Here is a 21,258-nt window from a genome sequence, read left to right as displayed (position 1 = left end):
CTCTCGAAACCGACCGAAGCGCGATCGTCGACCGCCCAACGGCTGAGAGACGGAAGGCGGCAGACTATCCACCGAACAATATGACAGACGCATCCGCGTTCGAACGATTGAATCAACAACTGAAAGAGAACCACATATTCCACGCGATTGCCGCGGTAGTCGTCCTCTTCGCAGTAAGTATCGCGTACGACCTGTATACGGGGTCAGAGCCCGCCTTTCTCGAAGCGATCGGTACTAGTATTGTGTTAGGCGCAATTTATTACGGAGGACTGAAGTACAACGATTCGGCGAACGAGTCCGACTGAGATGATACGACGGCTTCGGACGCTCGCCCACGGACTACGGATCGGCCGGACCGAAGTGCGTCGAGACTGGCGGGCGTTCAAGCGGGATCGGATTCGACTCGCGTTGCTCGTGGGCGCCGGGCTCTTCGGGACGCTCTATCTCGGGCTGATGACGCTGGTCGTCCAGAGCCGAACGGCCGAACTCGCGGCTCGATCCGATCCGTCACTGCCGCCGATCGTCGGACTGCTCGTGACGCTGCTCTGGCTGTCGAGTACCGCGCTATTCGGGCAGCGAGCGGCGATACGGACCGTAGATATCGACAACCCGGCGCTGTTACTGACGAGCGTGCGACCGTCGGCGGTAACGATCGGCGTCCTCGTCGCGGAGGAACTCCGCGCGCTGGCGTTCGCCGCCCTCCCCGTCGGGATCCTCGGTGTCGGATTCGTCACCGGTGCCGACACGGCCGTTCCGATTGCGACGATTCCGGTCGCCACCGTCCTGTTTCTGACGAGCAGCGTCTGCTGTGGCTACGCGGTCGGCACCGTGGTCGCCGTCTTGAGTCGCCGCGTCCGCTGGAAGACGGCGCACGTGGCCGGCGGACTCGGCCTTCTCGGAGCGGTCGTCGCCGCCGGTGTGATGACAAAACTGAGCACAACCCTGGAGTTCGCCGCGAGACTGCCGACGAGTTGGTACGCCGATCTCTTCGTCGTCGGGACGCCGATCGCGGCGTCCCCGTATCGGGTCGTCGGAGCAGTGCTCGGAACGCTCGTGGTCGCCCTCGCAGGCGGATCAGTGACCGAGCGGTTCGCGATTCAGCTCTGGACCGACGGCGAGGGGACGGACGGTGATGTTCGACGGGCGCCGGCTACGAGCGATCGACCGCGTCCGTTCACCCACCTTCGAGGACGGATCGACCGACCGACGCGGTACGTCGCGTGGCGATCGGTACAACGAGCGAAACGCGACCTGACGCGCGTCTCGCATCTCGGCGTCCCGCTGCTCGTCGGCGTGTGGTTGGTGGTCGATCTGGCACGGACGACGGGCGGGCGCTCCCTGCTTCCGGTCGCCGTCGGTCTCCTCGGCTCGTGGTTCGTCGGCGGCTGCCTGACGCTAAACCCGCTCGGCGACGACGGGGCGGCGCTACCGGCGACGGTGGCGTCACCGGTCGACGGACGCCAGTTCGTGGGTGGCACGGCGCTGGTGAGCGCGATCGTCGGCGTCCCGCTGCTCGTCGCGACCGTCGGCGCGGTCAGCGCCGCGACATACGCGCTGCCGATCGCGGTCGGACTGGCGCTCTGGGCCGGCGTCCACGGTTCGGCCGCGATCGGGATCGCGCTCGCCCTCGGTATGCGGTTTCCCCGATTCGGCGCGATACGAGTCAGCCGTCGGCGGAACGTGGTTCCACCGAGTCTGTCGGCGATTGCGATCTACTCGATGGTCGTGCCGTCGCTCGGGACGCTCGGGAGCGGCGCTGTCGTCGGTTCACGGCTACTGTTAGGCGACAGTGCGGTAGCGACCATCGGTTGGGCCGCGTCCGTACTGGTCTGGCTCGCTCTAGAGGGCGGCGTCGGCTACGGCTGTTATCGGGCGGCGGTGCGACGGTTCAACCGGTACACGCTCGAGTGAGCGGCGATTACAGTTCTCGACGGAGCGTACCGAGCATGTCGAAATAGAACGACAGAATGAAGCAGACGAACATCACGACTATCGTGCCGAGATACGGTATGAGTCCGATCGTGTCGAGCATCCAGTCGGGGTCGAGAAATCCGGTCGCGAGCACTAGCATACAGAGGACGGAGACACCGGTAACGAGGATCGCAATCGGAAGCGACGCTCGACGATTCATATTTGAGTTTCCGTTTCTATGAGTAATTAATTTAATGGCTTCATTTCGGTTGCACTGATCTCGTGACGGCGATCGGAACGAGAACGACCGTTGGTCGCGTGCCGATCTTTTTTCCCATAATTCTACCCGGGAAAGAACTATAACATCTGATAGTGTATTAAAACTATGCGGACGAGTTAGATCGTGACAGTCACCAGAACCGGACTGGCGTGGATAATAAAGAATCGGTGACGGATCGAATACGAGGACCGTAATCGTCGCGCATGCAATCCGAAAACGAACACAAACGAGGACTCGAGAACAATGGGTACAGCGACGTTCAATTCCTGGCTGGAACACGGGACCGACTTCGAATCCTCCAGGTGCTCTCGGAATCACCGCACAAACAGTCCAAGTTAGAAAAGAAGGTAGATGTCCATCGAACGACGCTCAGACGCAATCTCCGTGAGTTACAGGAACGGGACTGGGTCACGGAACGAAGCGGAAAAGTATACGAGATTACGCCGGTAGGCAGGTTCGTTCTGTCGAGTTTCACTGACCTGTTACAGGACGTCGAATCCGCAGCGAAAATCGGATCGTTCCTCTCGAAAGTTCCGCGAAAGTTTTCGGTCGACGTAGACGCTCTGTCATCGGGCGAAATCGCGGTAAACGGATTCGATGTGCCGTTCGAAGCCGTCAACGAGTTTACTGCGTTCATCGAAAACGCCGATCGACTGCGGCTGTGCGCTCCGGCGATCAACCCGAAATACGCGTCCGTACTCGCGCAACGAGCGTCGATAACGGATAGCGAAATTGTCGGTCCTGTAGAATGTTTCGAAACGATAGGGCAGGCAGAACCGGCCGATTTCGACGCGTTACAGCGGTCGGAGACGGTACGGATGACCGTTATTGACGAGTATCCGTCGTACGGAATTTGTTTCAGCGAAAACAGATGCATGATTATCGCGTACAACGACGGAAGCGGGATCCACGGGGTCGTGCGATTCGACGATCCGGTACCCGGTGTCGAACGGTGGATGAAAGAAAAGTACGCGTCGTTCAAGCGAGCGGAAAACAGGATCAAAACGTACTGATTCTCGACGTCCACATCCGATCGACAGACACGTATCTGATCGTCGACGAACGAGGTTCTCGAAAGAGGTGCGATACGACTGTACCGCGGTCGCTATTCTCCGACGAAACCTACAGTGCCGGACCACCCGCTGCACGACGAGGATCGACTGCACGGACAGCGAACGACGCTTTGTGAGCAGAAGTTACTATCAATATTTCATCCATTCTACCGTGTACTGTAGCGATGAAAGAAGATAATAACGAACTAGAGGAAGATAGTGGAATTAACCGTCGAAACGTTCTCAAAACCGTCGGTGCCGCCGGGTTATTCGCTACCGGGTCGACGGGAATGGCTGCCGCGGCAGGTGACCTCTCACAGGCTGAGGAAGCGAAACTGCTCACCGGCGCTGAGAAACGAGATCTCGCTCGCAAGCTCGCAGCGACGCCCGCGTTCCGCGAACTCGCACAGCGCGCTCGAGCCGACGGCGCACAGGTCCGGACCGACGTCGATGGCGTCGTCGCCGGCTACGCCCGGGGCGAGGACTTCGCTCGAGAAGTCGTCCAGTACGATCTCGAGGACCCGGCGGACGCCGACGAGGGCAGCATCGTCGTGGGTCGCAATCCCGATACCGGTGAGATCGAAGTCGCCAGTCTCGATTACTACTACGAAACCGACGACGGTGTCCTCAACGAAGTTCATCGGTTCGAGCCCACGGGCGGAGGGGAATCCAACGGGCCACGGCCTGCGGCCACGTCCGGCGGAGCGACGGTCATTTCCGTCGATACGGACGCGATCCGAGAAGCGCGCAATAGTGAACTCGATCCGGATCAGATCAGCCCCTCAGGCACTGCTGTCACTCCAGCAGATATCGAAGTCACGGGCTGTAGCGCCTGTCAGTACGCCGCAGGTCAAATTTGTACCATCGGGTGTAGTGCCGCCGGCGGATTCATCTGCGGGTTCCTCGGTATCACGATTCCCGTTGCGGGACTCAGCTGTCTGGGCTTCGTCGAAATCGTCTGTACCGTCGCCGACGAATACAGCGGCTGCGGTGACGCGGTCGCTGAAGAGGCCTGTGATCGAGCGGGACTCTGTTAGACGGTTCGCGACAGTGAGAACGAGTCCGGAACCGAAGCGAGCGAAATCACCGCTCCCTTCCGGGGCGGACGACGCGACGTCGACGGTCGTCCGGTAGCGAGACGGACCGGGCCAGTCGGTTCGATCAGTCGTCGGCGGTCCGCGTCTTCGATTCGTCGAAACTGGTCTCCGCGTCCGTCTCGGACGCCGTCGTCGATGACTCCTCGAGGTCGGCCTCGAGGAGGTCGGCGAACGTGGCGTCGCCGTTGACCTCGTCGGCCAGCAGGTCGACGGCCTCGACGAAGACGGCGACGATCAGCGGCCCGACGACGACGCCGATGGCGCCCAGCGTGAACAGCCCGCCGGTGAAGCCGACGAAGTAGAGGCTCCCGGGGAGGCCGGCCGAGCGGCGAGCCAGTCGCGGTCGGACGACGATGTCGGGAAGCCAGGCGACGAGGGCCATCCCGAGGACGCCGACGAGGAGGCCCGCGACGAGGTCGCCGACGGCGACGTGGTAGAGCGCGATCGGCGCGATCAGCAGACTCGGGCCGATCATCGGGATGAACTGCAGTATCGCCGCGAAGAAGGCGATCGTGAACGCCGCGTCGTAGCCCAGCAGCCAGAACAGCGGGTAGGCGATGACGAGCGTCGCCACCGAGGTCGCGAACTGCAGGACGTAGATCGCGTACAGCGTCTCGCGGGCCCGCATCGCGAGCGCGTAGACGACGTCGCGGTAGCCGTGAGGAACCGGCGCGATGGCCGCGCGACCGGCGGCGTCGGCCTCGAGCAACAGCGCGAACAGCAGGATGACGAACAGCGCGAACTTGATCCCCAGCACGGGCAGCGCCGCGGCGAAGGAGACGGCCGCGTCGCTCAAAAAGTCGATCGCGAGCGAATTGACGTCGGCGACGTCGACGGTGTACGTGTAGCCCGCGACCGCGACGGGCAACTCGTCGGGAATCTCTTCGAGGACGGTCTGGACCTGATCGAAGCGGACGTAGAGCGCGACGACCAGCGGCGCGAAGACGGCGACGGTTCCGAGGAAGCCGAGCAGGGTCGCCGCGACGGCCGACAGCCGCTCCGAGAGGCCGCGCCGGTGGAGCCAGCCCTGGACGGGCAACAGGACGTAGGCGACCGTCAGCGCGAACATGATCGTCCCGAGGACGTCGAGCAGAATCGCACCGGTAACGAGGCCGAGTAGCGCGACGATACCCGCGAGCACGTATCGTCGGTCGGCGTCCGCAGTCGCGTTCGCTGTCACAGCCGTGACTCTCACCGGTGTGACAAAATCTTTCGGATTAGCGTAACGTCGAGCACGGACGGGGCCGCGACCGACGCGTCGCCGGCAGCGGTCGACCTCGAGCGATCGTCACCGACGCAATTCGCCGAACGTCTTCGCACCGTTCTTTCCGAGTGAGAATAGGCGGCGTCACTGAAGTACGAGAGCCGCGGACACCGTACTACCGAGTCGCTCGGAGCGATCGACGGAACGGCGACGATCGCAATCGTTTCGGAGACGCCGAGTGCTTGCACGTAGCTATGGACGAATACACGCTCCTCATCGCGGCCGCGAACACGGCGACGTTCGTCACCGGCGGCGCCGTCGCCGCGCTGGCCTACCGTGCCTTTCGACGAACGGGGTCGGCGGCGCTGCGAGCGGTCGCCATCGGCTTTAGCGTCATCGTCGCCGGCTCGATCGGCGGCGCGATCGCCCACGTCGGCGCCGACGACGTCGCGCTCGGCGTCGCGATCCAGAGCAGCTGCATCGCCGCCGGCTTCACGATTCTCCTGTACTCGCTGTACGCCGAGACGACGACGACAACGACGACGATCACGCTGGATCGGTCCGGATCCGGCTCCGAGTCCGATCTCGAGTTCGACTCCAACGCGTCCGACCCCCGCTCGGACTCCGAGTCGGAGTGAGGGTCCGCGAGTCGAGCGTCGTTCCGGCTACTGTTCGAGTCGGCTCCGAAATCGCTCGAGGCCGACGTCGAGCATGTCCGGGCTGACGGGCTGGAACTCGCCGTCGTCGGGCAGGTACGGCCGGACGGAGTCCCAGCTGTCGCGGGCGTAGCGCTCGTCCAGAAGGACGCGGACGCCGACGTCCTCGGGGCTGCGAATGACGCGGCCGATCGCCTGCCGCGCCTTCCGGACCGCGGGAATCGTCAGCGCGTAGGTGAACCCGTCGCCGAACTCGTCGTCGTAGGCCCGGCGGACGGCCTTCGTGCGCGGACTCGAGGTGTTGACGATGGGGACGCCACAGACCACCGCCGCCGCGAGGCGGTCGCCGCTGTAGTCGACGCCCTCGGTCAGGGTCCCGCGGAGGCTGGTTACGAGGACCTTCCCCTCGCCGTCGAAGAACTCCCGTTTGAGCGCCTGCGTCGTCTCGTCGTCGCTGGCGGCGTCGAGCAAGACGGGTTTCTCGAGTCGCTCCTCTAAGACGCCGGCGAGCCAGTCGGCCTCCGCGTAGCTCGGCATTCCGACGAGGACGTTGCCCGGCAGTCGGCCGACCTCGGCGACGGCGTCGACGTACTGCCGTCGCGTGGGGTTCTCTTCCCCCGGTCGACCGCGATTGTCGTAGGTGTACTTGGGTGCTGCAACGGCGAAGCTCTCGCGGTTCTCCTCGGGGAAGTGCAGGCCGTATCGGCGTTCGACGACCGGGCGGTCCTCCTCGCGTTCGAGGTAGTCCAGTCCCGTTACTTCCGTGAAGGCGTCCATCGGCTCCAAGGTCGCGCTCATGAGGATGCCGCCGCCGAACATCCCGAGGCGTTCGCCGATGGCGTCGCTGGGGACGCAGTTGTGCAGGGCCATGCGGGCGTTGTACGCGCGGCGCCACGAGTCGGCGGGTTCGGTGTCGTCCCAGGTGCGCTCGAGTTCGATCTCGCGGAAGTAGTCGGTGTGGCCCCGCCGGTACCACTCGCCCAAGACGCGGCCGACGGCGGGTGCGGCGCGGGTGCGGTCCTCGTCCTCGGCTTCGTTCAGAACGCGCTCGACGACGGCGCCGACGGCCTCGGCGCGGACCCAGTCGGCGTCGCCGTACCCCGCCTCGCGGGCCCACGCCATGAGTTCGTCTTCGGCCGGTTCCGCGGGGTCGCGCAGCGGAATCTCGTCGTCCCCGAGGTCGGCGAGGTTCGACTGCCACCCCCTGTGGTTCCGGTCGAGATGCGCCGTGACCCGGCGGTCGAGTTCGCTCCGGAGGTCGCGGACGAACTCGAGGGTCTGCTCGAGTTCGTCGTAGGAGACGTCGCTGTCCTTGAGTTCCGCGCGGACGAGGTCGGCGTCGGCCGTCTTGGAACCGCCCTCGGCGCGCCGTCCCTCGCGCTCGAACTTGATCGGTTGAATGACCCGCGAGAGTTCGGTCTCGGCGTCCCGAAGGGTCCGATCGGCGACGCCGTCGCTGACCAGATCCCGGACGCGGGGCTCTAACATGTGGGCCTCGTCGCAGACGACGAACGTCGAGTCGTCGAGGAGGGCGCCGGTAAAGGAGCCGGTCGTTCTGGGGTCGAAGGCGTGGTAGTAGTTCCCGATGACGACCTCGACGTGGCCGAGCACGGCGCCCATCACCGAGTGCGGACAGGTGCCGTGGGCGACCGAGCGGGCGACGAGGTCCTCGGGAGTGATCATTCCCGCCTCGGTGAAGTCGTAGGGGACCGCTTCCACTGCATCGCCGTCGCTGCCCTCTTCGGGAAGGTCCTCGAGGTACTGGGCGTAGAACGGACAGTACTCCGTCGAAACGTCGACGGGGCCGCCGTCGCTGTACTCCGGGAGGTCGGGCGAGTACGGCGCGGTCTCGCCGGCGGTCTGCAGGAGGCGCGGCCCGCCGCCCTGCCTGCCGCTGTCCGCTAAGCCGATCTGCTGGCTGCGGGCCTGCGCGGTCAGGCTTCCGGCTGTCGTGTCGCCGCCCTCGCCGGTGAGGTCGCGGGTGCGATCCCGCAGGGTCTCACAGCGGTCGTAGACGTTGCCGTCGTCGATCCCGCCGGCGCCGGCGCGGTTGTACGGGCAGACGTCGGCCTTCCCGACGAGGGTGAGCCCCGAAACGGGGTTCCAGTCGTCGGGGAGGTTCTCGTTGATCGTCTCGAGGTCTTCCTCGAACTGGTGGAGTTGCTGTTTGACGCTCGTGAGCACGAACACGCGCTCGTAGTCGGTGTCGGGATCGCGCACGAGGTCGATCCCCGCGGTCAGCGCGATCATCGTCTTTCCGGTGCCACAGGCGCCCTCGACGACGGCGTAGCCGCCGTCTCGAGCAGCGTCGATCGCGGTCTCGATGCCGTCGACCTGCTCGTCGTAGGGGCGTTCGTGGCCGAAGATCGAGCGCCAGTCGGTCATTCTTCGCCTACTCGGTGACGGTGGTGCATATCCCTGACGGAGTACGGTGGCCGCGGCTTCCGCCGTAAACGTCGGGCCGGCCGACGGGTGCGAGAACCCCGGCGCTTACGCCTCCCCGGTCGACGACTCGAGCGTCCCGGCGTCGCCGCCGTGATCGCCGTCCTCAGCGTCGGAGCCCGCGGCGTCCTCGCCGGCGACGGCCCAGTCGGCGGTGAGTTCCGGCGCCCCGCGGAGCGCGATGAGGACCGCGGCGATCCCGAACGCGAGCGCGCCCATCAGGCCGACGGGGTTGACGACGAGTTCCGACCCGCCCTGCGCGAAGACGACCAGCGCGGTCGCGAAGGCGTTGAACGTCCCGTGGAAGATCGCCGGCGCCAGCACCGACCGCGCGGAGAGGGTGACGTAGGTGTAGACCGGCGACATCGCGAGGCAGGCGACGGTCATGGCGCCGACCCCGAGGACGGGTTCGTTCGGGAAGTTGTACCCCTCGAGGACGATCGGCGCGTGCCACAGCCCCCAGACCAGTCCGATGACGGCCGACGCACCCCAGAAACCGAGGGGCGAGAGCGAGGTGAGGAACGCGCCGCGCCAGCCGAACTCCTCGCCGAAGGCGAAGATCACGTTGAGCGTCGCGCCGACCCCGATCGCGACGGCGATCGTCGCGAGCAGGTTGAGCGGCCAGCCGGGAAGCGACGGCCCGACGGGTTCGCCGCCCTGGGTCTGTGCGAAATCCGTCCCCTCGCCGGTCAGCGGATTCGCGTCGGGAACGAACTCGACGCCCGGTAGGGCGAGCGAGAGGGCGGTCCCGAGCAACACGAGCGCGATCGGGACGACCGCGGCGACCGCGAGCCAGCGGAGCCGTCCCCAGCCGACGCGGAGCCCGGCCCGTTCGAACGACGGCGGGCCGACGAGGCAGGTCGCGATCCCCGCGAGCATCGGCGTGAACATGTACAGCGGCGCGAGCACGACCATGCCGACGCCGGTCAGCTGCGAGAGCGCGACGACGCCGGCCGAGAGCGCCGCGAGCGAGCCGAGGAAGACGAGAGGAGGACGACGGTCCGTCATCGCCGTCGGCCCGCCTCCGCGCTCGTCCTCGGTTCCGGTTCCGTTCCCGTTTCCGCTCGAGACCGTCGAGCCCGCCGCGACCGTCGAACCCGTCGCGGCCGGCGCGAACGCCGTGACATACTGGTGCGTTCGCCGGAATTTCGATAAGCGTTACGTCGACGGCGGGTAACCGGACGCTGCCGGCGTGCCCCTTTAATCCGCTCGGCTCCTACCCACGGGTACACAATGAAGGTCCCCAATTCCCTCAAAAACGTCGAGCGAGACGATGCGGTCATCCGCACGTTCGAGTACGACGACGGCAGCGTTATCGCCGTCGACTTCGGGAACGCCGCCGCGGACCTCGAGATGGACGTTCTCGGCTCGACCGCGATCATCGTCGCCGACGGCGACCAGTTCGAGTTCGAACTCCCGCCGGAGGCCAGCGACGTCTCCGCGAAGAACGGCGTCCTGACGATCGCGGAGTAGCGACGACGACTCGAGCGGAGACAGTCCGAATGCCTCGTCTCGTCTCCGTCTGCCACAGCAACCGGTTTATCATTCCGTAAACTGTTAGCGGCCGGTGTCGGAATCGAGACGTCCGCTCGACGAGCGCCGGACGACGAACGCGCTCCTCGGGCTGATCCTCGTGACGCTCGCCGCGTGTTTTCTCTATGTCGAAGACGGAACCGGTAACGTGACCCGCCGCGTCGCCGGCCTAATTCTCACGACGGCGCTCTGGCTGCCGCTTCTGACCGGTATCGCGCTGTTGCTCAGTCGCGGCTAACCCCGTCGACAAACGCAACGCACTCCAGTCGCGACGCCTAACGAACGCTATGAGCACTCTCGACGACGTCGATCAGTGGCGCGCGGAACTCGAGTCGAAACGCGACGAGAAAGACGAGTTCTTCGCGGACCACCCCCAGTCGCCGATCCCGCCCGAAGAGCGCGACGACTTCGACGGTCTGGACTACTTCGATCCCGATCCGGACTACCGCGTCGCCGCGACCGCGACGGTTCACGACGACCCCGAGGTCGTCCTGATGGAGACGACCGCGGGCCGAGAGATGCGGTATCTGCGGGTCGCGACCCTCGAGTTCGACCTCGAGCGTGACGACGAGGACCTCGAGGACGGCGCGTTCGAACTCAACGCTTACCAGATGGAGAGCCCCGAAGAAGAGCCGCTGTTCGTCCCCTTCCGGGACAAGACGACGGGCCAGCAGAGCTACCAGGGTGGCCGGTACATGGAACTGGCCCCGGACCGCGACCTGGAAACCGGCGACGAGATCGTCGTCGACTTCAACCTCGCGTACACGCCGTTTTGCGCCTACAGCGACACCTTCGACTGCCCGCTGCCGCCCGAGGAGAACTGGCTCGAGGTGGCGATTCCGGCCGGCGAGCGGTTCGAGTAACGGCGGCGTGTCCCCGGCTGCTGTGTGACTTCGTACCCCGCGGACAGTTTCGGGTCGAGTTACAGTTCGGAAATCGATAGACAGCGACGCATCTCGAGTCGAAGCGAAGGGGTTGTCAAACGGCGGATAGCTCGAGTCGAAACGGGGGCGTACAGAACCGAGTAACGGCTTTCGAGAACTGTGCTGATAGCGGACGAAACGGCGATAGCAGATAAAGCGGCGATAGTCGACGGGGACGAACGGAAGCGCCCTGCTATCGTGGCGACGGGGAATCGCCTCGCCCTCCCCGACCGATTGCGGTCCTCGCTCCTGCTGGTCGCTGCGGTCCTCATCCCCCGCACGGCTTTGTCCTCCGACTCGTATTCACTCGTCGCGGCACAGCGCGCGCCATCACATGCCGAGCGGTCCCTCTCGAGCAGTCTCTCTCGAGCGTTCCGTAGACCGCCGAAACTGAACAGTAACAGTCACTACCGACGGGGCGTCAGGGAGCGACGCCGACGGTCAGCAGCGTGCCGAACTCCCGGTAGCGTTCGACCATCTCCTCGCGGGTGTCCCAATCATCGGTCGGGAACTCGCCCTCTGCGGGGATCGCGATTTCGCGGTCGGGGATGTTGTCCTGCTCGGCGACGTGTAGCCCCGCCTCGCGGAAGGCCTCGCGGTACCGGTCGCGGTCCCAGCGGGTCATCTCGATCGAGATGAACTCCTGCCACTCGTGGGAGTGAACGTTCTCCTCGTAGTAGTTGACGGCGCAGTAGAAGGTGCCGCCGGGTCGGAGGACGCGGGCGATTTCCTCGAGGGTGTGTGCTGGATCCGCGGCGTAGTAGAACGACTCCATGGACCAGACGTGGTCGATCGAGTCGTCGGCGAACGGCAGTTCGTCGAAGTCGCCGACGAGGAATCCGACCGCCGGATCCTCGGTGTACTCCGCGGCGTTGCGGGCCATCTCCGGCGCGCCGTCGAGGCCGTAGACGCGGCCCGCGTCCTTCGTGTCCCGCAGCGCGCGGCCGGCGTAGCCGCTGCCACAGCCCAGATCGAGGACGACGTCGCCCGATTCGACCGGCATCCGCGCGAGCGCGTGCTTGGCGGTGTGCCAGTGGCGGTCTTCCATGCCTCTGTCCCGGCCGCTCGCGGCCCACTCGTCGAACTCCTCGCGAACGCTCATACGCGAGTCCTCACGCCGGGCGAGGAAAACGTGTTCGACTCGGCATCGCGACCCGCGTCGGGTCGGCGCCGATTTGGAAAGACGGCGATTCGAGTCGAACCGATGGCGACGGATCGACCGACAGTCTTTTTAGGCTAGCCTAAATAGGAAAGAACGGAGAGGTTTAGGTCGGCCGAAATCCGTGGGCATCGGATCGTGGCCGAGCGAACCCTTCCGTGGGTCGTCTTTTCGCGCGGCGAGCGAACGCCCCGCAAACATCCGCACTATTAAGTCGGTGCCGGAAGTTGTTCACGGCAATATGGAGTATACGCTTGAGATAGACGGCACTCCGGAGACGGTACCAGGCGGCACCGGCGTGCTCCTTCTCCACCCCAGCACCGGTGAAACCGACCGCATCGACACCGAATTTCTCAAGACCGATACCGACCATTTCCTCGTCGTCTCTACGCGAACGACCGCGCGCGAAGTCAAACAGAAACTCGAGTACTACGACGTCGACGAGGATCGCGCCGAGATCCTCGACACGCTGAGCATCGAACACGGCTACTCGCGGCGCAAGAGCGACACCGTCCACTACGTCGCCGCCCCCGACGACATCGACGGCATCGTCGAGCACATCGACGGCTTCCTCCAGGCCCACGACGGGAAACTCCGCCTCAGTTTCGACTCCGTGACCGAACTGGCCTACTACGCCGGCGACGAGGCCGCCCTCGAAGCCGTCGAGCGCATTCTCGACCTACTCGAGGAGTACGACGCCATCGGCCTCTTCCACGTCTCCGAGGAACCCCACGACGAGGAACTCGTCGAGCAGTTCCGCGAGCGCTTCGACGGCGTCATCGACCTGGACGAGGACGGCAGCGTCGACGCCGAGTTCTGAGCGGTCGCGCGGGTTTTCTCGAACGGGTTCGTGAGTGTCGCCGCTGGACGACTCGAGGGACCGGTCGGTCCGTGTCTCGCTGGGAACTGGGCCCTGATCGCCGAACGGTTCCGGACGCGCCCGTCGCGGAGCGCGGATGTCAGCCATCGTGAACGACGGATCGACGGCAATAGAGGTTTATCACACCGTTCGGTGAAGGCGCGCCTGTCGCTGTGAGTCCCATCGCGGCGACGGAACGGTGAAGACAATGCCCGAAATCAAATCGATCGTCCGCGAACAGGTCGTGAGCGCGTCCCCGGACGCGTCGCTCACCGAGTTAGCCGATCTTATGGACGATGAGGGCGTCGGAAGCGTCGTTATCGTCGAGGAAGAGCAACCACAGGGGATCGTCACGGACCGCGATATCACGATCGAGGCGGTCTCCCGCGGGGAAGATCCCACCTCGGTGACCGCCGCCGACGTGATGAGCGAGGACCTCGTGACCGTCGACGTCGACAGCGGAATCTTCGACGTCCTCCGAACCATGGAGGACGCGAACGTTCGGCGGGTGCCCGCCACGGACGCGGACGGGAACCTCGCCGGAATCGTCGCGTTCGACGATTTCGTCGTTCTCCTCGGTCGAGAGCTGAAACTGCTCGGCGACGTCGTCGAAGCCGAGATTCCGCCGTACGAACACACCTGAGAGTGCGCTGCTCGGTCGCGATGCAGTGACGGCCGAGACGGTCCCGGCCGTCTCCGTCTCTCGATCCGCCCCTCGGGCGACCGTCGAGAGCGACTCGAATCGTGCACGACCCGCCGACGTCACTCGAGTCGAAAGCGGACCCTCGGAGCCACTCGATCCGGCGGTCCGGATGTTTCACAACCACCTCGTATCCGGTCGTGCCGGCGGGATGTGTTTTATGCTATCGTCAACCACGATCGAAGTAGTCACTAGCGTCCGATAGATCAAAGCGATTTGGAGGGGTCAGACGCGGGAAGCGGCGAAATGGATGGGATCGGAGAGAACGAGGCGAGGCGATGCGATGAGCGGAGTGCGACGCTCAGTCCGCGAGCGAGTCGAACGTCTTCTCGGCCCAACGAATCGCGTACTCGGGGCCGTGATCCCGGTACGCGTCGGTATCCAGCGCCGCGAACGGCGCCGGTAACTCGATGGCGTGTTTGATCGCCGCACACGCCAGTTCCGTCGCGTCGGCGAACTCCGTCTCGCCGCGGGCGACCGCCCGCGGCAGTCCCGAGACGCGGTCCTCGAGTCGCGCGCCCGCGTCCTGCCACGCGTCGGCCAGCTCCGGATGGTCGCCGTGCCAATCGGCGAAGGCTTCGCGGGTCTGGAGTCCGACCCAGCCGTCGTACAGCGCGGCGGCCACCTGGTAGGTTCCGTTCGGGTCGAGCGGGACCGCTCGGTTCAAATCAGGATACGTCTCCTCGAAGAAGCCGATGAAGTGCTCGGGGACTTCGAGGTCGAGTTCGACGAGCGCCTCGGCGAGCAGGAAGTCGATGAACGGCTCGGGCGACCCCTCGACGCGCGGTTTGACGATGACCGTCGGCGGATCGGTCTGGCGGGTCCAGACGACGCTGCCGTCGCCCGGCATCCCGACGGTGAAATCCGAACTCGCGTACCGGGCGAGTAGCGTCGGGGCGTCCGCCGGCAGCCAGTCGGCGGGGTAGCTCGCCGGCTCGAGAGCGTCGGCGAACAGTCCCAGTTCCTCCGCCTGGGCGGGCGGTAACGTCTCGAAATCGCGCTCGCAGTCGACGATCCGCGCGTCCGGTGCGTACTCGTCGCGAACCGCTTCGACGGGACTCGAGAGGTCGCGAGCCGTAAACATCAGGCGAGGGTGGTCTGGGCGACGACCAGCAGCGCCAGCAGTGCCGATGCAGCGATCGTGGTGAGAACGATCTTGGTTGGGGTGCTCATACGGAAGCCAACTCGAGCGCGTCGCTTAAATCCATCTTTCTCTCCCGGCAACAGCTCGTTTCTCTCCCGGTAGCAGACCGCTATCGAGGCGTTTCGCCGTCGTCGACGACGGTACTCGAGTCTCTCCGGTAGCCGTTCGAGCTTATTCTCGCCCCGCCGTCGGGTTCCCAGACCATCATTTCATGTGGAACCGAAATACCAATGCCATATCCAAAGGCCGGTAGTACACCGCGGATTGCACTCGAAAGAGTGGGGTACAGAGAAATCGGTCGTGACGGCGCCGGTCTTACTCCTCGCCGTCTCGCCACGAATCCGGGACGTCGATGACGTACCGACCGTCCTCCTGCAGGGAGATGATGTACTCTTCGCGATTGTAGAGTTCCATCAGGTTGAGCTCGTACTGACCCGGACTGACGATCTTGATGCTCTCGAACTGCTCGTTGAGCTCCTCGCGAAGCTCCTCGATCGAGGGCTGCTCCCCCGACGGTTCGCTGACGACCCGACCGTCGCTCGGCGGGGTCTTCTCGTCCGGGGTGGCCGCGGCGTCCGGACCCCGATCGTGCTGGGGCGGGCTGTCGGGAAGATCGTTCGTCGAGACGACCTCGCTTCGAGCGTCGGCCTGCGCGTCGTTCTCGCTGTCGGCCATGATCGACTCGCTCGGCGAGTCGGCGCGCTCGGCCGCCGAAGTCGCACTCGAGGCCGTCGAGGACGCGTCCATCGTCGACGTCGATGTCGATGTCGATGTCGATGCTGATGCCGAGGACGCGTCCGTTTCCGATGGCGATGCCGACGCCGAGGACGAATCCGCTTCCGACGGCGAGCGATCCTCGGGTCGACGAGCCGTCTCCGGCCACTCCTCGAACTCGCCGGCCGGCGTCGCCTCCGCGCCGTCGGACGGTTCGTCGCTCGAGGGCCAGGAACGCTCCGCACGGTCGTCGGTCGACCGGTCGCGTCGCGTCCCGTCGGTCGGCGTCGATCCGGCGGCCGCGGCGGCCGAGGTCGGATCGCTGCTGGCGGCCGTCGAGTCGTCGCCACCAACCGTCGAATCATCGGCGTCGGTCGCCGATGCGTCGGCCGATCGGCTCGTCCCCGACGAGACCCAGTCACGAACGGTCTCTGCGGCGCGCTCGACCGTCCCGGCGTCGTCGGCCGTTCCGGCCGCGTTCCCGCCGGGACTCCCGGTCGAATCGGACGCTCGCGTGGCGGCCGACTCGCTCGAGTCGGTCGCGGCCCGCGCGGCGGGTGCAAACTGGAACTTGTTCCCGCCGCAGTCGGGACAGCCCGACAGCATCTCCTTGGAGCCGTCGGGGAACGTCCGGCCGCAGTTCGTGCATTCGTGTGGCATTAGTCTCGGGAAACGAGCGCGCTGATCAGCGTTTCGTCCTTGTGGAGCGTCTCGATCTGGTTGGCCGGTCCGATAACCGTCAGCTTCGCCGTGGACTCCTCGCCGCCCATGATCCGGCCGAGCAGCGACGAGTCGTTCGTCTTGGATTTCGGATAGGTTTCGATCTCGATCCCGTTGAACTCGTCGGGACTGATCTCGGACATCGTCACTTCGATGAGTCGGCTCTCCTCGTCGGGAGTCAGCCCCTCCTCGAGAATGACGATGTTGCCGTCGTGGACGCCGTCCAGGATCATCCGGATTTTCTCCATGGTGGCCATGTTCTCCATCCGTTCGCCGCTAATCAGGTCGATCTGGACACCGTCGGGACCCTCCGGATCGTCCGTGTTAGTTGCTTTTGGCATCGATACTCACCCGAAGTACTCCGCGATGTTTTCGTAAACTTCGTCCATGTTTTCGCCTTCTTTCGCGGAGAGGGGAATCGTCTTGTGCTGCGGGAAGGCATCCTCGATGCGCTTGACGCTGGCGTCGTCGAGATCGATCTTGTTCGCGAAGATAAGAACCGGGAGATCGCGAGATTCGATGATACCGATCAGCATCGTGTTGACCTGCGTGATCGGATCTTCCGCGCTGTCGAGGACGTAGATAACGCCGTCGACGTCCTCGCGGAGCCAGTGCATGGCTTCGGCGACACCTTCGGTCGCTTCGCGGGAGCGGCGGATGGCGTCGTCTTCCTCCATCTCGTCGGTAAACTCCTCGTAGTCGACTTTCGTCGTCACACCCGGCGTGTCGACGATGTCGATCTCGACCGACTTGCCGTTGCGTTCGATCTCGACGCCTTCCTTCCGACGCGCGCGTCGCGTTTCGTGTGGAATGTGGCTCTCCGCACCGACGGCGTCACCCGTCCAGTCGCGGGCGATTCGATTGGCAAGCGTCGTCTTTCCTGCGTTCGGCGGACCGTAGATACCGATTCGTTTGGGTTCCTCTTCCGAGAAGAGGCGATCCGTAACCCGAGAGATACTATCTTTGAGTTCTGTGAACAGTCCCATCTGTGGGGCCCTCCAGCACCGCGGGGTGGTGCATCTGCGCGTACTACAAACCGAATCCACTTAAGCCTACGTCAGACGTGTAGACTATTCAACGATACGGAGTTATACGGAGAGATACTGACTACGAGTGCGGTCGTACTAGGATGACTGATGAACGGCTGTCCCGACCGACGGACGACTTCCTCGAATCGAAACGAGGGGCGATCGGGCTCGAGACTGTGATTAGGGATCGACCTATCGGTGACTCGAGAACCGTAGTGTGGAACCGTACAATGAGATATCGTAGTGCAGCACTGCACGATGTGAGAGTATACCACCGAAAAGATGCGTCATTTGGTACTAGATGCCACTACGAGAGGAGGACTGTAGAGGGGTGTACTAGTGTGAGATCGAACGACATACTAGGAACGCGTTTGGCTTCAACGGAAGCCCCCCACCCCTTCGTTTCGAGTGGAGAGCCACGATAGTGGGGGAGGGGGAGCGGTACTGTTCGGGTGGAAAGACTCTGTAGCGATCCCGAGATTCCGCTTAGAGGGACAGTACGGACCGTAAGCCGGAGGATTTCGGGTCCAAATATGTCTCTAGCAACTCGAGCCGCTTAGAGCAGTCGTTCTAGTAGAGACTAGCAACTAAAACCAATACCTCTAGTAAAAATCTATCTTTGCTAGTGCTACGGACCGTGTTTCTGGCCTATAGACATAAAGGTTCCTGTCCTAGAGACACCCCTCCCCCCACCCCCTCCTTCGCAGCGTTCCACCCGAAACGAAGGGGTGGGGGGGGGGGAGCTAGGATACTCCCCTCCTTCTCTCCTCGCACCTGTTCTCTTGAAACACAGTTTTGTTATCCGATAACGCATACTATGTCTTGATAACTCATACCACGGTTTGGTCTCGAGAACCGTTCCCAGTGACAACCGAGATCTCACGCCTCACCAGTTAATATAAGAAATCATATATAATTCGGTGGAGCCTTCCAGCAACAGTCCATACCAAATCGAGCTCGAGTAACCGAACGACAACAGCGGGTGGATACGAGCCTGAAGCCAGCGGGTGGCTCCAGATTTCACACGCATATCGCGAGCGCGCGCAAACATCTCTTATCGACCCGAAACGGACGTCTCTTTCACCGTCGTCATCGGTAGCGTGTCTCGAGGACGCCGTACCCTCCCGAGTAGGCCGTCAGACGGCCGATACCGCGAATCGCGCTGGATCCTTGTGGAGGGAAGGGAAGAATTTAATACCGTGGTTTTCCTCTGTTTCGTTTGCATCAACTGGACTCGGACCAGGGAGGCGAACTAGTGGGAGACCCTATTCGCCCCATCTACTGCGTGATATTCCTGCTTTCGGGTCCGGATTCCACTCGAAACGAGGGGGTATGTGTACGACGGATGTCAGACGACGATTCAGAACGGACGAGAGCGGAGGAGGTCGAGCAGGTGGATACTGACGAGACCGGTGGGTTCTCGAGTTTCGACAGCTCCGAGCTCGCCGACGAGGAGCCGAGCCAGGGACTGTTCGACGACCTGCTCAGCGGCGAACCGATCTTCGAGAACAAGGAGGTTCTGCGACCGTCCTACACGCCACACGAACTCCCTCACCGGAGCGATCAGATCAACAAGATGGCGACGATCCTCGTCGCCGCGCTCCGCGGCGAAACGCCGTCGAACATCCTCATCTACGGCAAGACCGGGACGGGGAAGACCGCCAGCGCGAAGTTCGTCAGCAAGGAACTCGAGAGCACGTCCCAGAAGTACAGCGTCCCGTGTGACGTCGAGTACATCAACTGCGAGGTCACCGACACCCAGTACCGCGTGCTCGCGCAACTGGCCAACAAGTTCATCGAGAAAAACGAAGCCCGGATCGACGATCGGATCGACGAACTCGAATCGCTGCTCGAGGCCGTAGACGAGTACGAGGCTGCCGACGCGGACGCGGACGCCGCCGTTCGATCCGAAACCGAGGGCGACCTCTTCGACGAGGACGATCCGTTCGAATCGGCGCTTCCGAACGAGGACGAGTCCGTTTCGACTGGAACCGAAACCAGCTCGCAGTCAGGTGACTCTCCACTCGAAACGGAGGGGTCCTCGAACGGAGTAGACGATCCTTCGAACGGGGCTATCGACGGCTCGAACTCGGCCGGTCAGAACAACCCGAATCGGCTGCCGGCCGACAGGGACGAACACCGTTCTGACGGTGACTCCGACCGCGAGCCCTCCGATATCGATCTAAGCGGCGCCGGCTCGAGCGACGGTCGATCGGACGACGTTCCGCCGAATCACCCCCTCGACTCGACGCCGTTCGATTCCCGGGCGGGCATCGAGGACGAAATCGAGTCCCTCGAGGAGGACAAGGCGTCGTTCGAAGAGGTGCCGATGACCGGTTGGCCGACCGACCGCGTCTACAGCGTCTTCTTCGACGCCGTCGACTACGACGAGCGGGTCGTCGTCATCATGTTAGACGAGATCGACAAACTCGTCGAGAAGAGCGGCGACGACACGCTCTACAACCTCTCGCGGATGAACTCCGAACTCGAGAACTCGCGCGTGTCGATCATCGGGATCTCGAACGACCTGAAGTTCACCGACTTCCTCGATCCGCGAGTCAAGTCCTCGCTGGGCGAGGAGGAGATCGTCTTCCCGCCGTACGACGCCAACCAGCTGCGGGATATCTTGGAGCACCGCTCGGAGGTCGCGTTCAAGGGCGGCGCCCTCTCCGAGGACGTGATCCCGCTGTGTGCGGCCTTCGCGGCACAGGAACACGGGGACGCGCGTCGCGCGCTGGACCTCCTTCGGACCGCGGGCGAACTCGCCGAGCGCTCTCAGGCCGAGACGATCGTCGAGGAACACGTCCGCGAGGCCCAGGACAAGATCGAACTCGACCGCGTCGTCGAGGTCGTCCGCACCCTTCCCACGCAGTCGAAACTCGTCCTCTTCGCGATCATCCTCCTCGAGAAGAACGGCGTCCACAGCATCAACACGGGCGAGGTGTTCAACATCTACAAGCGCCTCTGCGAGGAGATCGACGCCGACGTCCTCACCCAGCGCCGCGTGACGGACCTCATCAGCGAACTCGACATGCTCGGAATCGTTAACGCCGTCGTCGTCTCGAAGGGACGATACGGCCGTACCAAGGAGATCAGCCTCTCCGTGCCGCTCGAGGAGACGGAGGCCGTCCTCCTCTCGGACTCCCGGCTCTCCGATATCGACGACGTCCAGCCGTTCGTGCAGGCGCGGTTCGAGAACTGACCCGTCGTTCGCGCCGCAATTCGCCGATCGCGTCGAACTCGCCGCGGTCGTTCCTCGAGTCGAAACCGAGCCCAGTCGCGGGTCGAGACGGAAGCGAGACCGTTCGAGACGGCGCCGGAAATCAACGACGCACCGATATACCTCGAGTCACTTCCTCTCCACATGAACCGACGGGCGGTCATCGCCGGGGCCGGATCGGCGACGTTCCTCGCACTCGCCGGCTGCGTCTTCGTCGACGGCACGGTCGAAGCCGACCGAGGCGACATCGCGGTCGTCGTCGACGGCGAGCCGATCGACCTCTCCGCGGACCGATTCCAGTCCGAAAACGTCGAGAACGACTCGATCAAGTTTCACCTCCACGAGAACACTGACGACTGGTTCATGGAGGGCGAGGAGCCGGTCACGTTCGCCGAGGGGATCGATTTACTCCCCCACTTCGCGTACGCACAACGCGACGGCGACCACGTCGTGACCGTCGACGGCACGACGTACGACGGGAGCGAGTCGGGGACGGAACTGACCTTTCTCGTCGACGACGACCCGGTCGATCCGACCGAGTACGTGGTCGACGACGGCGACGAGCTTCGCCTCGATATCACGACGGACGCGGACGCGAGTGACGAGTGATTATTCT

The 21,258-nt window shown here is 64.0% G+C and carries 20 protein-coding genes; 12 read left to right on the top strand and 8 right to left on the bottom strand.

The genetic code is table 11. The features are described from left to right. The first annotated feature begins 80 nt into the window (after positions 1-80). The 4 genes from HTZ84_RS17555 to HTZ84_RS17540 all read left to right on the top strand — a co-directional run bounded on the left by HTZ84_RS17555 (position 81) and on the right by HTZ84_RS17540 (position 4,280). Positions 81-305 carry a hypothetical protein gene (locus HTZ84_RS17555; protein WP_174681860.1) on the top strand — a complete coding sequence of 75 codons (225 nt, stop codon included), beginning with the start codon at positions 81-83 and terminating at the stop codon, positions 303-305. Position 306: 1 nt separating this feature from the next. Then, on the top strand, positions 307-1,911 hold the full coding sequence (locus HTZ84_RS17550) for a hypothetical protein (RefSeq protein ID WP_174681859.1): 1,605 nt from the start codon (positions 307-309) through the stop codon (positions 1,909-1,911). Between the two features lie 483 nt (positions 1,912-2,394). Next, on the top strand, positions 2,395-3,204 hold the full coding sequence (locus HTZ84_RS17545; RefSeq protein ID WP_174681858.1) for a helix-turn-helix transcriptional regulator: 810 nt from the start codon (positions 2,395-2,397) through the stop codon (positions 3,202-3,204). A gap of 329 nt (positions 3,205-3,533) precedes the next feature. Further along, the gene (locus HTZ84_RS17540; RefSeq protein WP_174681857.1) at positions 3,534-4,280 is read left to right on the top strand and encodes a halocin C8-like domain-containing protein; all 747 of its coding nucleotides are present in this window, start codon (positions 3,534-3,536) and stop codon (positions 4,278-4,280) included. 124 nt (positions 4,281-4,404) lie between these two features. Here HTZ84_RS17540 and HTZ84_RS17535 read toward each other — a convergent pair whose 3' ends face one another. Next, the gene (locus tag HTZ84_RS17535) at positions 4,405-5,520 is read right to left on the bottom strand and encodes an AI-2E family transporter (protein WP_174681856.1); all 1,116 of its coding nucleotides are present in this window, start codon (positions 5,518-5,520) and stop codon (positions 4,405-4,407) included. Positions 5,521-5,798: 278 nt separating this feature from the next. Here HTZ84_RS17535 and HTZ84_RS17530 point away from each other — a divergent pair, with 278 nt between their 5' ends. Next, on the top strand, positions 5,799-6,182 hold the full coding sequence (locus HTZ84_RS17530; RefSeq protein ID WP_174681855.1) for a DUF7521 family protein: 384 nt from the start codon (positions 5,799-5,801) through the stop codon (positions 6,180-6,182). Positions 6,183-6,209: 27 nt separating this feature from the next. Here HTZ84_RS17530 and HTZ84_RS17525 read toward each other — a convergent pair whose 3' ends face one another. After that, positions 6,210-8,585 carry an ATP-dependent DNA helicase gene (locus HTZ84_RS17525; protein ID WP_174681854.1) on the bottom strand — a complete coding sequence of 792 codons (2,376 nt, stop codon included), beginning with the start codon at positions 8,583-8,585 and terminating at the stop codon, positions 6,210-6,212. A 105-nt stretch (positions 8,586-8,690) separates the two neighbouring features. Then, positions 8,691-9,650 (bottom strand): CPBP family intramembrane glutamic endopeptidase, encoded by a 960-nt coding sequence (locus HTZ84_RS17520; RefSeq protein ID WP_174681853.1) that lies wholly within the window; start codon positions 9,648-9,650, stop codon positions 8,691-8,693. Between the two features lie 225 nt (positions 9,651-9,875). Here HTZ84_RS17520 and HTZ84_RS17515 point away from each other — a divergent pair, with 225 nt between their 5' ends. From HTZ84_RS17515 to HTZ84_RS17505, 3 genes are all read left to right on the top strand, one after another. After that, positions 9,876-10,115: a DUF7127 family protein gene (locus tag HTZ84_RS17515; RefSeq protein ID WP_174681852.1), complete on the top strand. Its 240-nt coding sequence runs from the start codon at positions 9,876-9,878 to the stop codon at positions 10,113-10,115. A gap of 94 nt (positions 10,116-10,209) precedes the next feature. After that, positions 10,210-10,413: a hypothetical protein gene (locus HTZ84_RS17510; protein ID WP_174681851.1), complete on the top strand. Its 204-nt coding sequence runs from the start codon at positions 10,210-10,212 to the stop codon at positions 10,411-10,413. A 49-nt stretch (positions 10,414-10,462) separates the two neighbouring features. Beyond that, on the top strand, positions 10,463-11,038 hold the full coding sequence (locus HTZ84_RS17505; RefSeq protein ID WP_174681850.1) for a DUF1684 domain-containing protein: 576 nt from the start codon (positions 10,463-10,465) through the stop codon (positions 11,036-11,038). Positions 11,039-11,519: 481 nt separating this feature from the next. Here HTZ84_RS17505 and HTZ84_RS17500 read toward each other — a convergent pair whose 3' ends face one another. Next, complete coding sequence (locus tag HTZ84_RS17500) at positions 11,520-12,200, bottom strand: class I SAM-dependent methyltransferase (RefSeq protein ID WP_174681849.1); 681 nt, start codon at positions 12,198-12,200, stop codon at positions 11,520-11,522. Between the two features lie 298 nt (positions 12,201-12,498). On the opposite strand from HTZ84_RS17500, the gene HTZ84_RS17495 reads away from it, so the two are divergent. Both HTZ84_RS17495 and HTZ84_RS17490 read left to right on the top strand, forming a co-directional pair. Continuing rightward, entirely contained in the window at positions 12,499-13,077 is a 579-nt protein-coding gene (locus tag HTZ84_RS17495) for a DUF7090 family protein (RefSeq protein ID WP_174681848.1), read from the top strand. Positions 13,078-13,324: 247 nt separating this feature from the next. Next, entirely contained in the window at positions 13,325-13,759 is a 435-nt protein-coding gene (locus HTZ84_RS17490) for a CBS domain-containing protein (RefSeq protein ID WP_174681847.1), read from the top strand. 358 nt (positions 13,760-14,117) lie between these two features. Here the strand turns inward: HTZ84_RS17490 and HTZ84_RS17485 are convergent, their stop codons facing one another. The 4 genes from HTZ84_RS17485 to HTZ84_RS17470 form a co-directional block, all read right to left on the bottom strand. Next, positions 14,118-14,900, bottom strand: a complete 783-nt coding sequence (locus tag HTZ84_RS17485; RefSeq protein ID WP_174681846.1) for a DUF7089 family protein — start codon at positions 14,898-14,900, stop codon at positions 14,118-14,120. A 375-nt stretch (positions 14,901-15,275) separates the two neighbouring features. Next, on the bottom strand, positions 15,276-16,334 hold the full coding sequence (locus HTZ84_RS17480) for an OapC/ArvC family zinc-ribbon domain-containing protein (RefSeq protein ID WP_174681845.1): 1,059 nt from the start codon (positions 16,332-16,334) through the stop codon (positions 15,276-15,278). After that, positions 16,334-16,735, bottom strand: a complete 402-nt coding sequence (locus HTZ84_RS17475) for a DUF2073 domain-containing protein (protein ID WP_008893265.1) — start codon at positions 16,733-16,735, stop codon at positions 16,334-16,336. The genes HTZ84_RS17480 and HTZ84_RS17475 overlap by 1 nt, the downstream gene beginning before the upstream one ends. Positions 16,736-16,741: 6 nt before the next feature. Further along, positions 16,742-17,380 (bottom strand): Era-like GTP-binding protein, encoded by a 639-nt coding sequence (locus HTZ84_RS17470; RefSeq protein WP_012944884.1) that lies wholly within the window; start codon positions 17,378-17,380, stop codon positions 16,742-16,744. A gap of 1,387 nt (positions 17,381-18,767) precedes the next feature. Between HTZ84_RS17470 and HTZ84_RS17465 the strand changes: the two genes are divergently transcribed. After that, positions 18,768-20,624, top strand: a complete 1,857-nt coding sequence (locus HTZ84_RS17465) for a Cdc6/Cdc18 family protein (protein ID WP_174681844.1) — start codon at positions 18,768-18,770, stop codon at positions 20,622-20,624. A gap of 162 nt (positions 20,625-20,786) precedes the next feature. After that, on the top strand, positions 20,787-21,251 hold the full coding sequence (locus tag HTZ84_RS17460) for a hypothetical protein (RefSeq protein WP_174681843.1): 465 nt from the start codon (positions 20,787-20,789) through the stop codon (positions 21,249-21,251). Positions 21,252-21,258 lie beyond the last annotated feature (7 nt).

Source organism: Haloterrigena gelatinilytica (genome assembly GCF_013342145.1).
GTDB classification, from domain to species: Archaea; Halobacteriota; Halobacteria; order Halobacteriales; family Natrialbaceae; genus Haloterrigena; species Haloterrigena gelatinilytica.
The sequence above is the reverse complement of the archived record's forward strand: the minus strand, read 5'-3'. Positions and strand labels throughout refer to the sequence as shown.

Coding starts and splice junctions, on each gene's coding strand:
- HTZ84_RS17465 (WP_174681844.1), top strand. CDS start 18,768: ATGTCAGACGACGATTCAGAACGGACGAGAGCGGAGGAGGTCGAGCAG.
- HTZ84_RS17525 (WP_174681854.1), bottom strand. CDS start 8,585: ATGACCGACTGGCGCTCGATCTTCGGCCACGAACGCCCCTACGACGAG.
- HTZ84_RS17545 (WP_174681858.1), top strand. CDS start 2,395: ATGCAATCCGAAAACGAACACAAACGAGGACTCGAGAACAATGGGTAC.
- HTZ84_RS17555 (WP_174681860.1), top strand. CDS start 81: ATGACAGACGCATCCGCGTTCGAACGATTGAATCAACAACTGAAAGAG.
- HTZ84_RS17490 (WP_174681847.1), top strand. CDS start 13,325: ATGCCCGAAATCAAATCGATCGTCCGCGAACAGGTCGTGAGCGCGTCC.
- HTZ84_RS17480 (WP_174681845.1), bottom strand. CDS start 16,334: ATGCCACACGAATGCACGAACTGCGGCCGGACGTTCCCCGACGGCTCC.
- HTZ84_RS17500 (WP_174681849.1), bottom strand. CDS start 12,200: ATGAGCGTTCGCGAGGAGTTCGACGAGTGGGCCGCGAGCGGCCGGGAC.
- HTZ84_RS17475 (WP_008893265.1), bottom strand. CDS start 16,735: ATGCCAAAAGCAACTAACACGGACGATCCGGAGGGTCCCGACGGTGTC.
- HTZ84_RS17520 (WP_174681853.1), bottom strand. CDS start 9,650: ATGACGGACCGTCGTCCTCCTCTCGTCTTCCTCGGCTCGCTCGCGGCG.
- HTZ84_RS17495 (WP_174681848.1), top strand. CDS start 12,499: ATGGAGTATACGCTTGAGATAGACGGCACTCCGGAGACGGTACCAGGC.
- HTZ84_RS17505 (WP_174681850.1), top strand. CDS start 10,463: ATGAGCACTCTCGACGACGTCGATCAGTGGCGCGCGGAACTCGAGTCG.
- HTZ84_RS17540 (WP_174681857.1), top strand. CDS start 3,534: ATGGCTGCCGCGGCAGGTGACCTCTCACAGGCTGAGGAAGCGAAACTG.
- HTZ84_RS17550 (WP_174681859.1), top strand. CDS start 307: ATGATACGACGGCTTCGGACGCTCGCCCACGGACTACGGATCGGCCGG.
- HTZ84_RS17515 (WP_174681852.1), top strand. CDS start 9,876: ATGAAGGTCCCCAATTCCCTCAAAAACGTCGAGCGAGACGATGCGGTC.
- HTZ84_RS17530 (WP_174681855.1), top strand. CDS start 5,799: ATGGACGAATACACGCTCCTCATCGCGGCCGCGAACACGGCGACGTTC.
- HTZ84_RS17460 (WP_174681843.1), top strand. CDS start 20,787: ATGAACCGACGGGCGGTCATCGCCGGGGCCGGATCGGCGACGTTCCTC.
- HTZ84_RS17485 (WP_174681846.1), bottom strand. CDS start 14,900: ATGTTTACGGCTCGCGACCTCTCGAGTCCCGTCGAAGCGGTTCGCGAC.
- HTZ84_RS17470 (WP_012944884.1), bottom strand. CDS start 17,380: ATGGGACTGTTCACAGAACTCAAAGATAGTATCTCTCGGGTTACGGAT.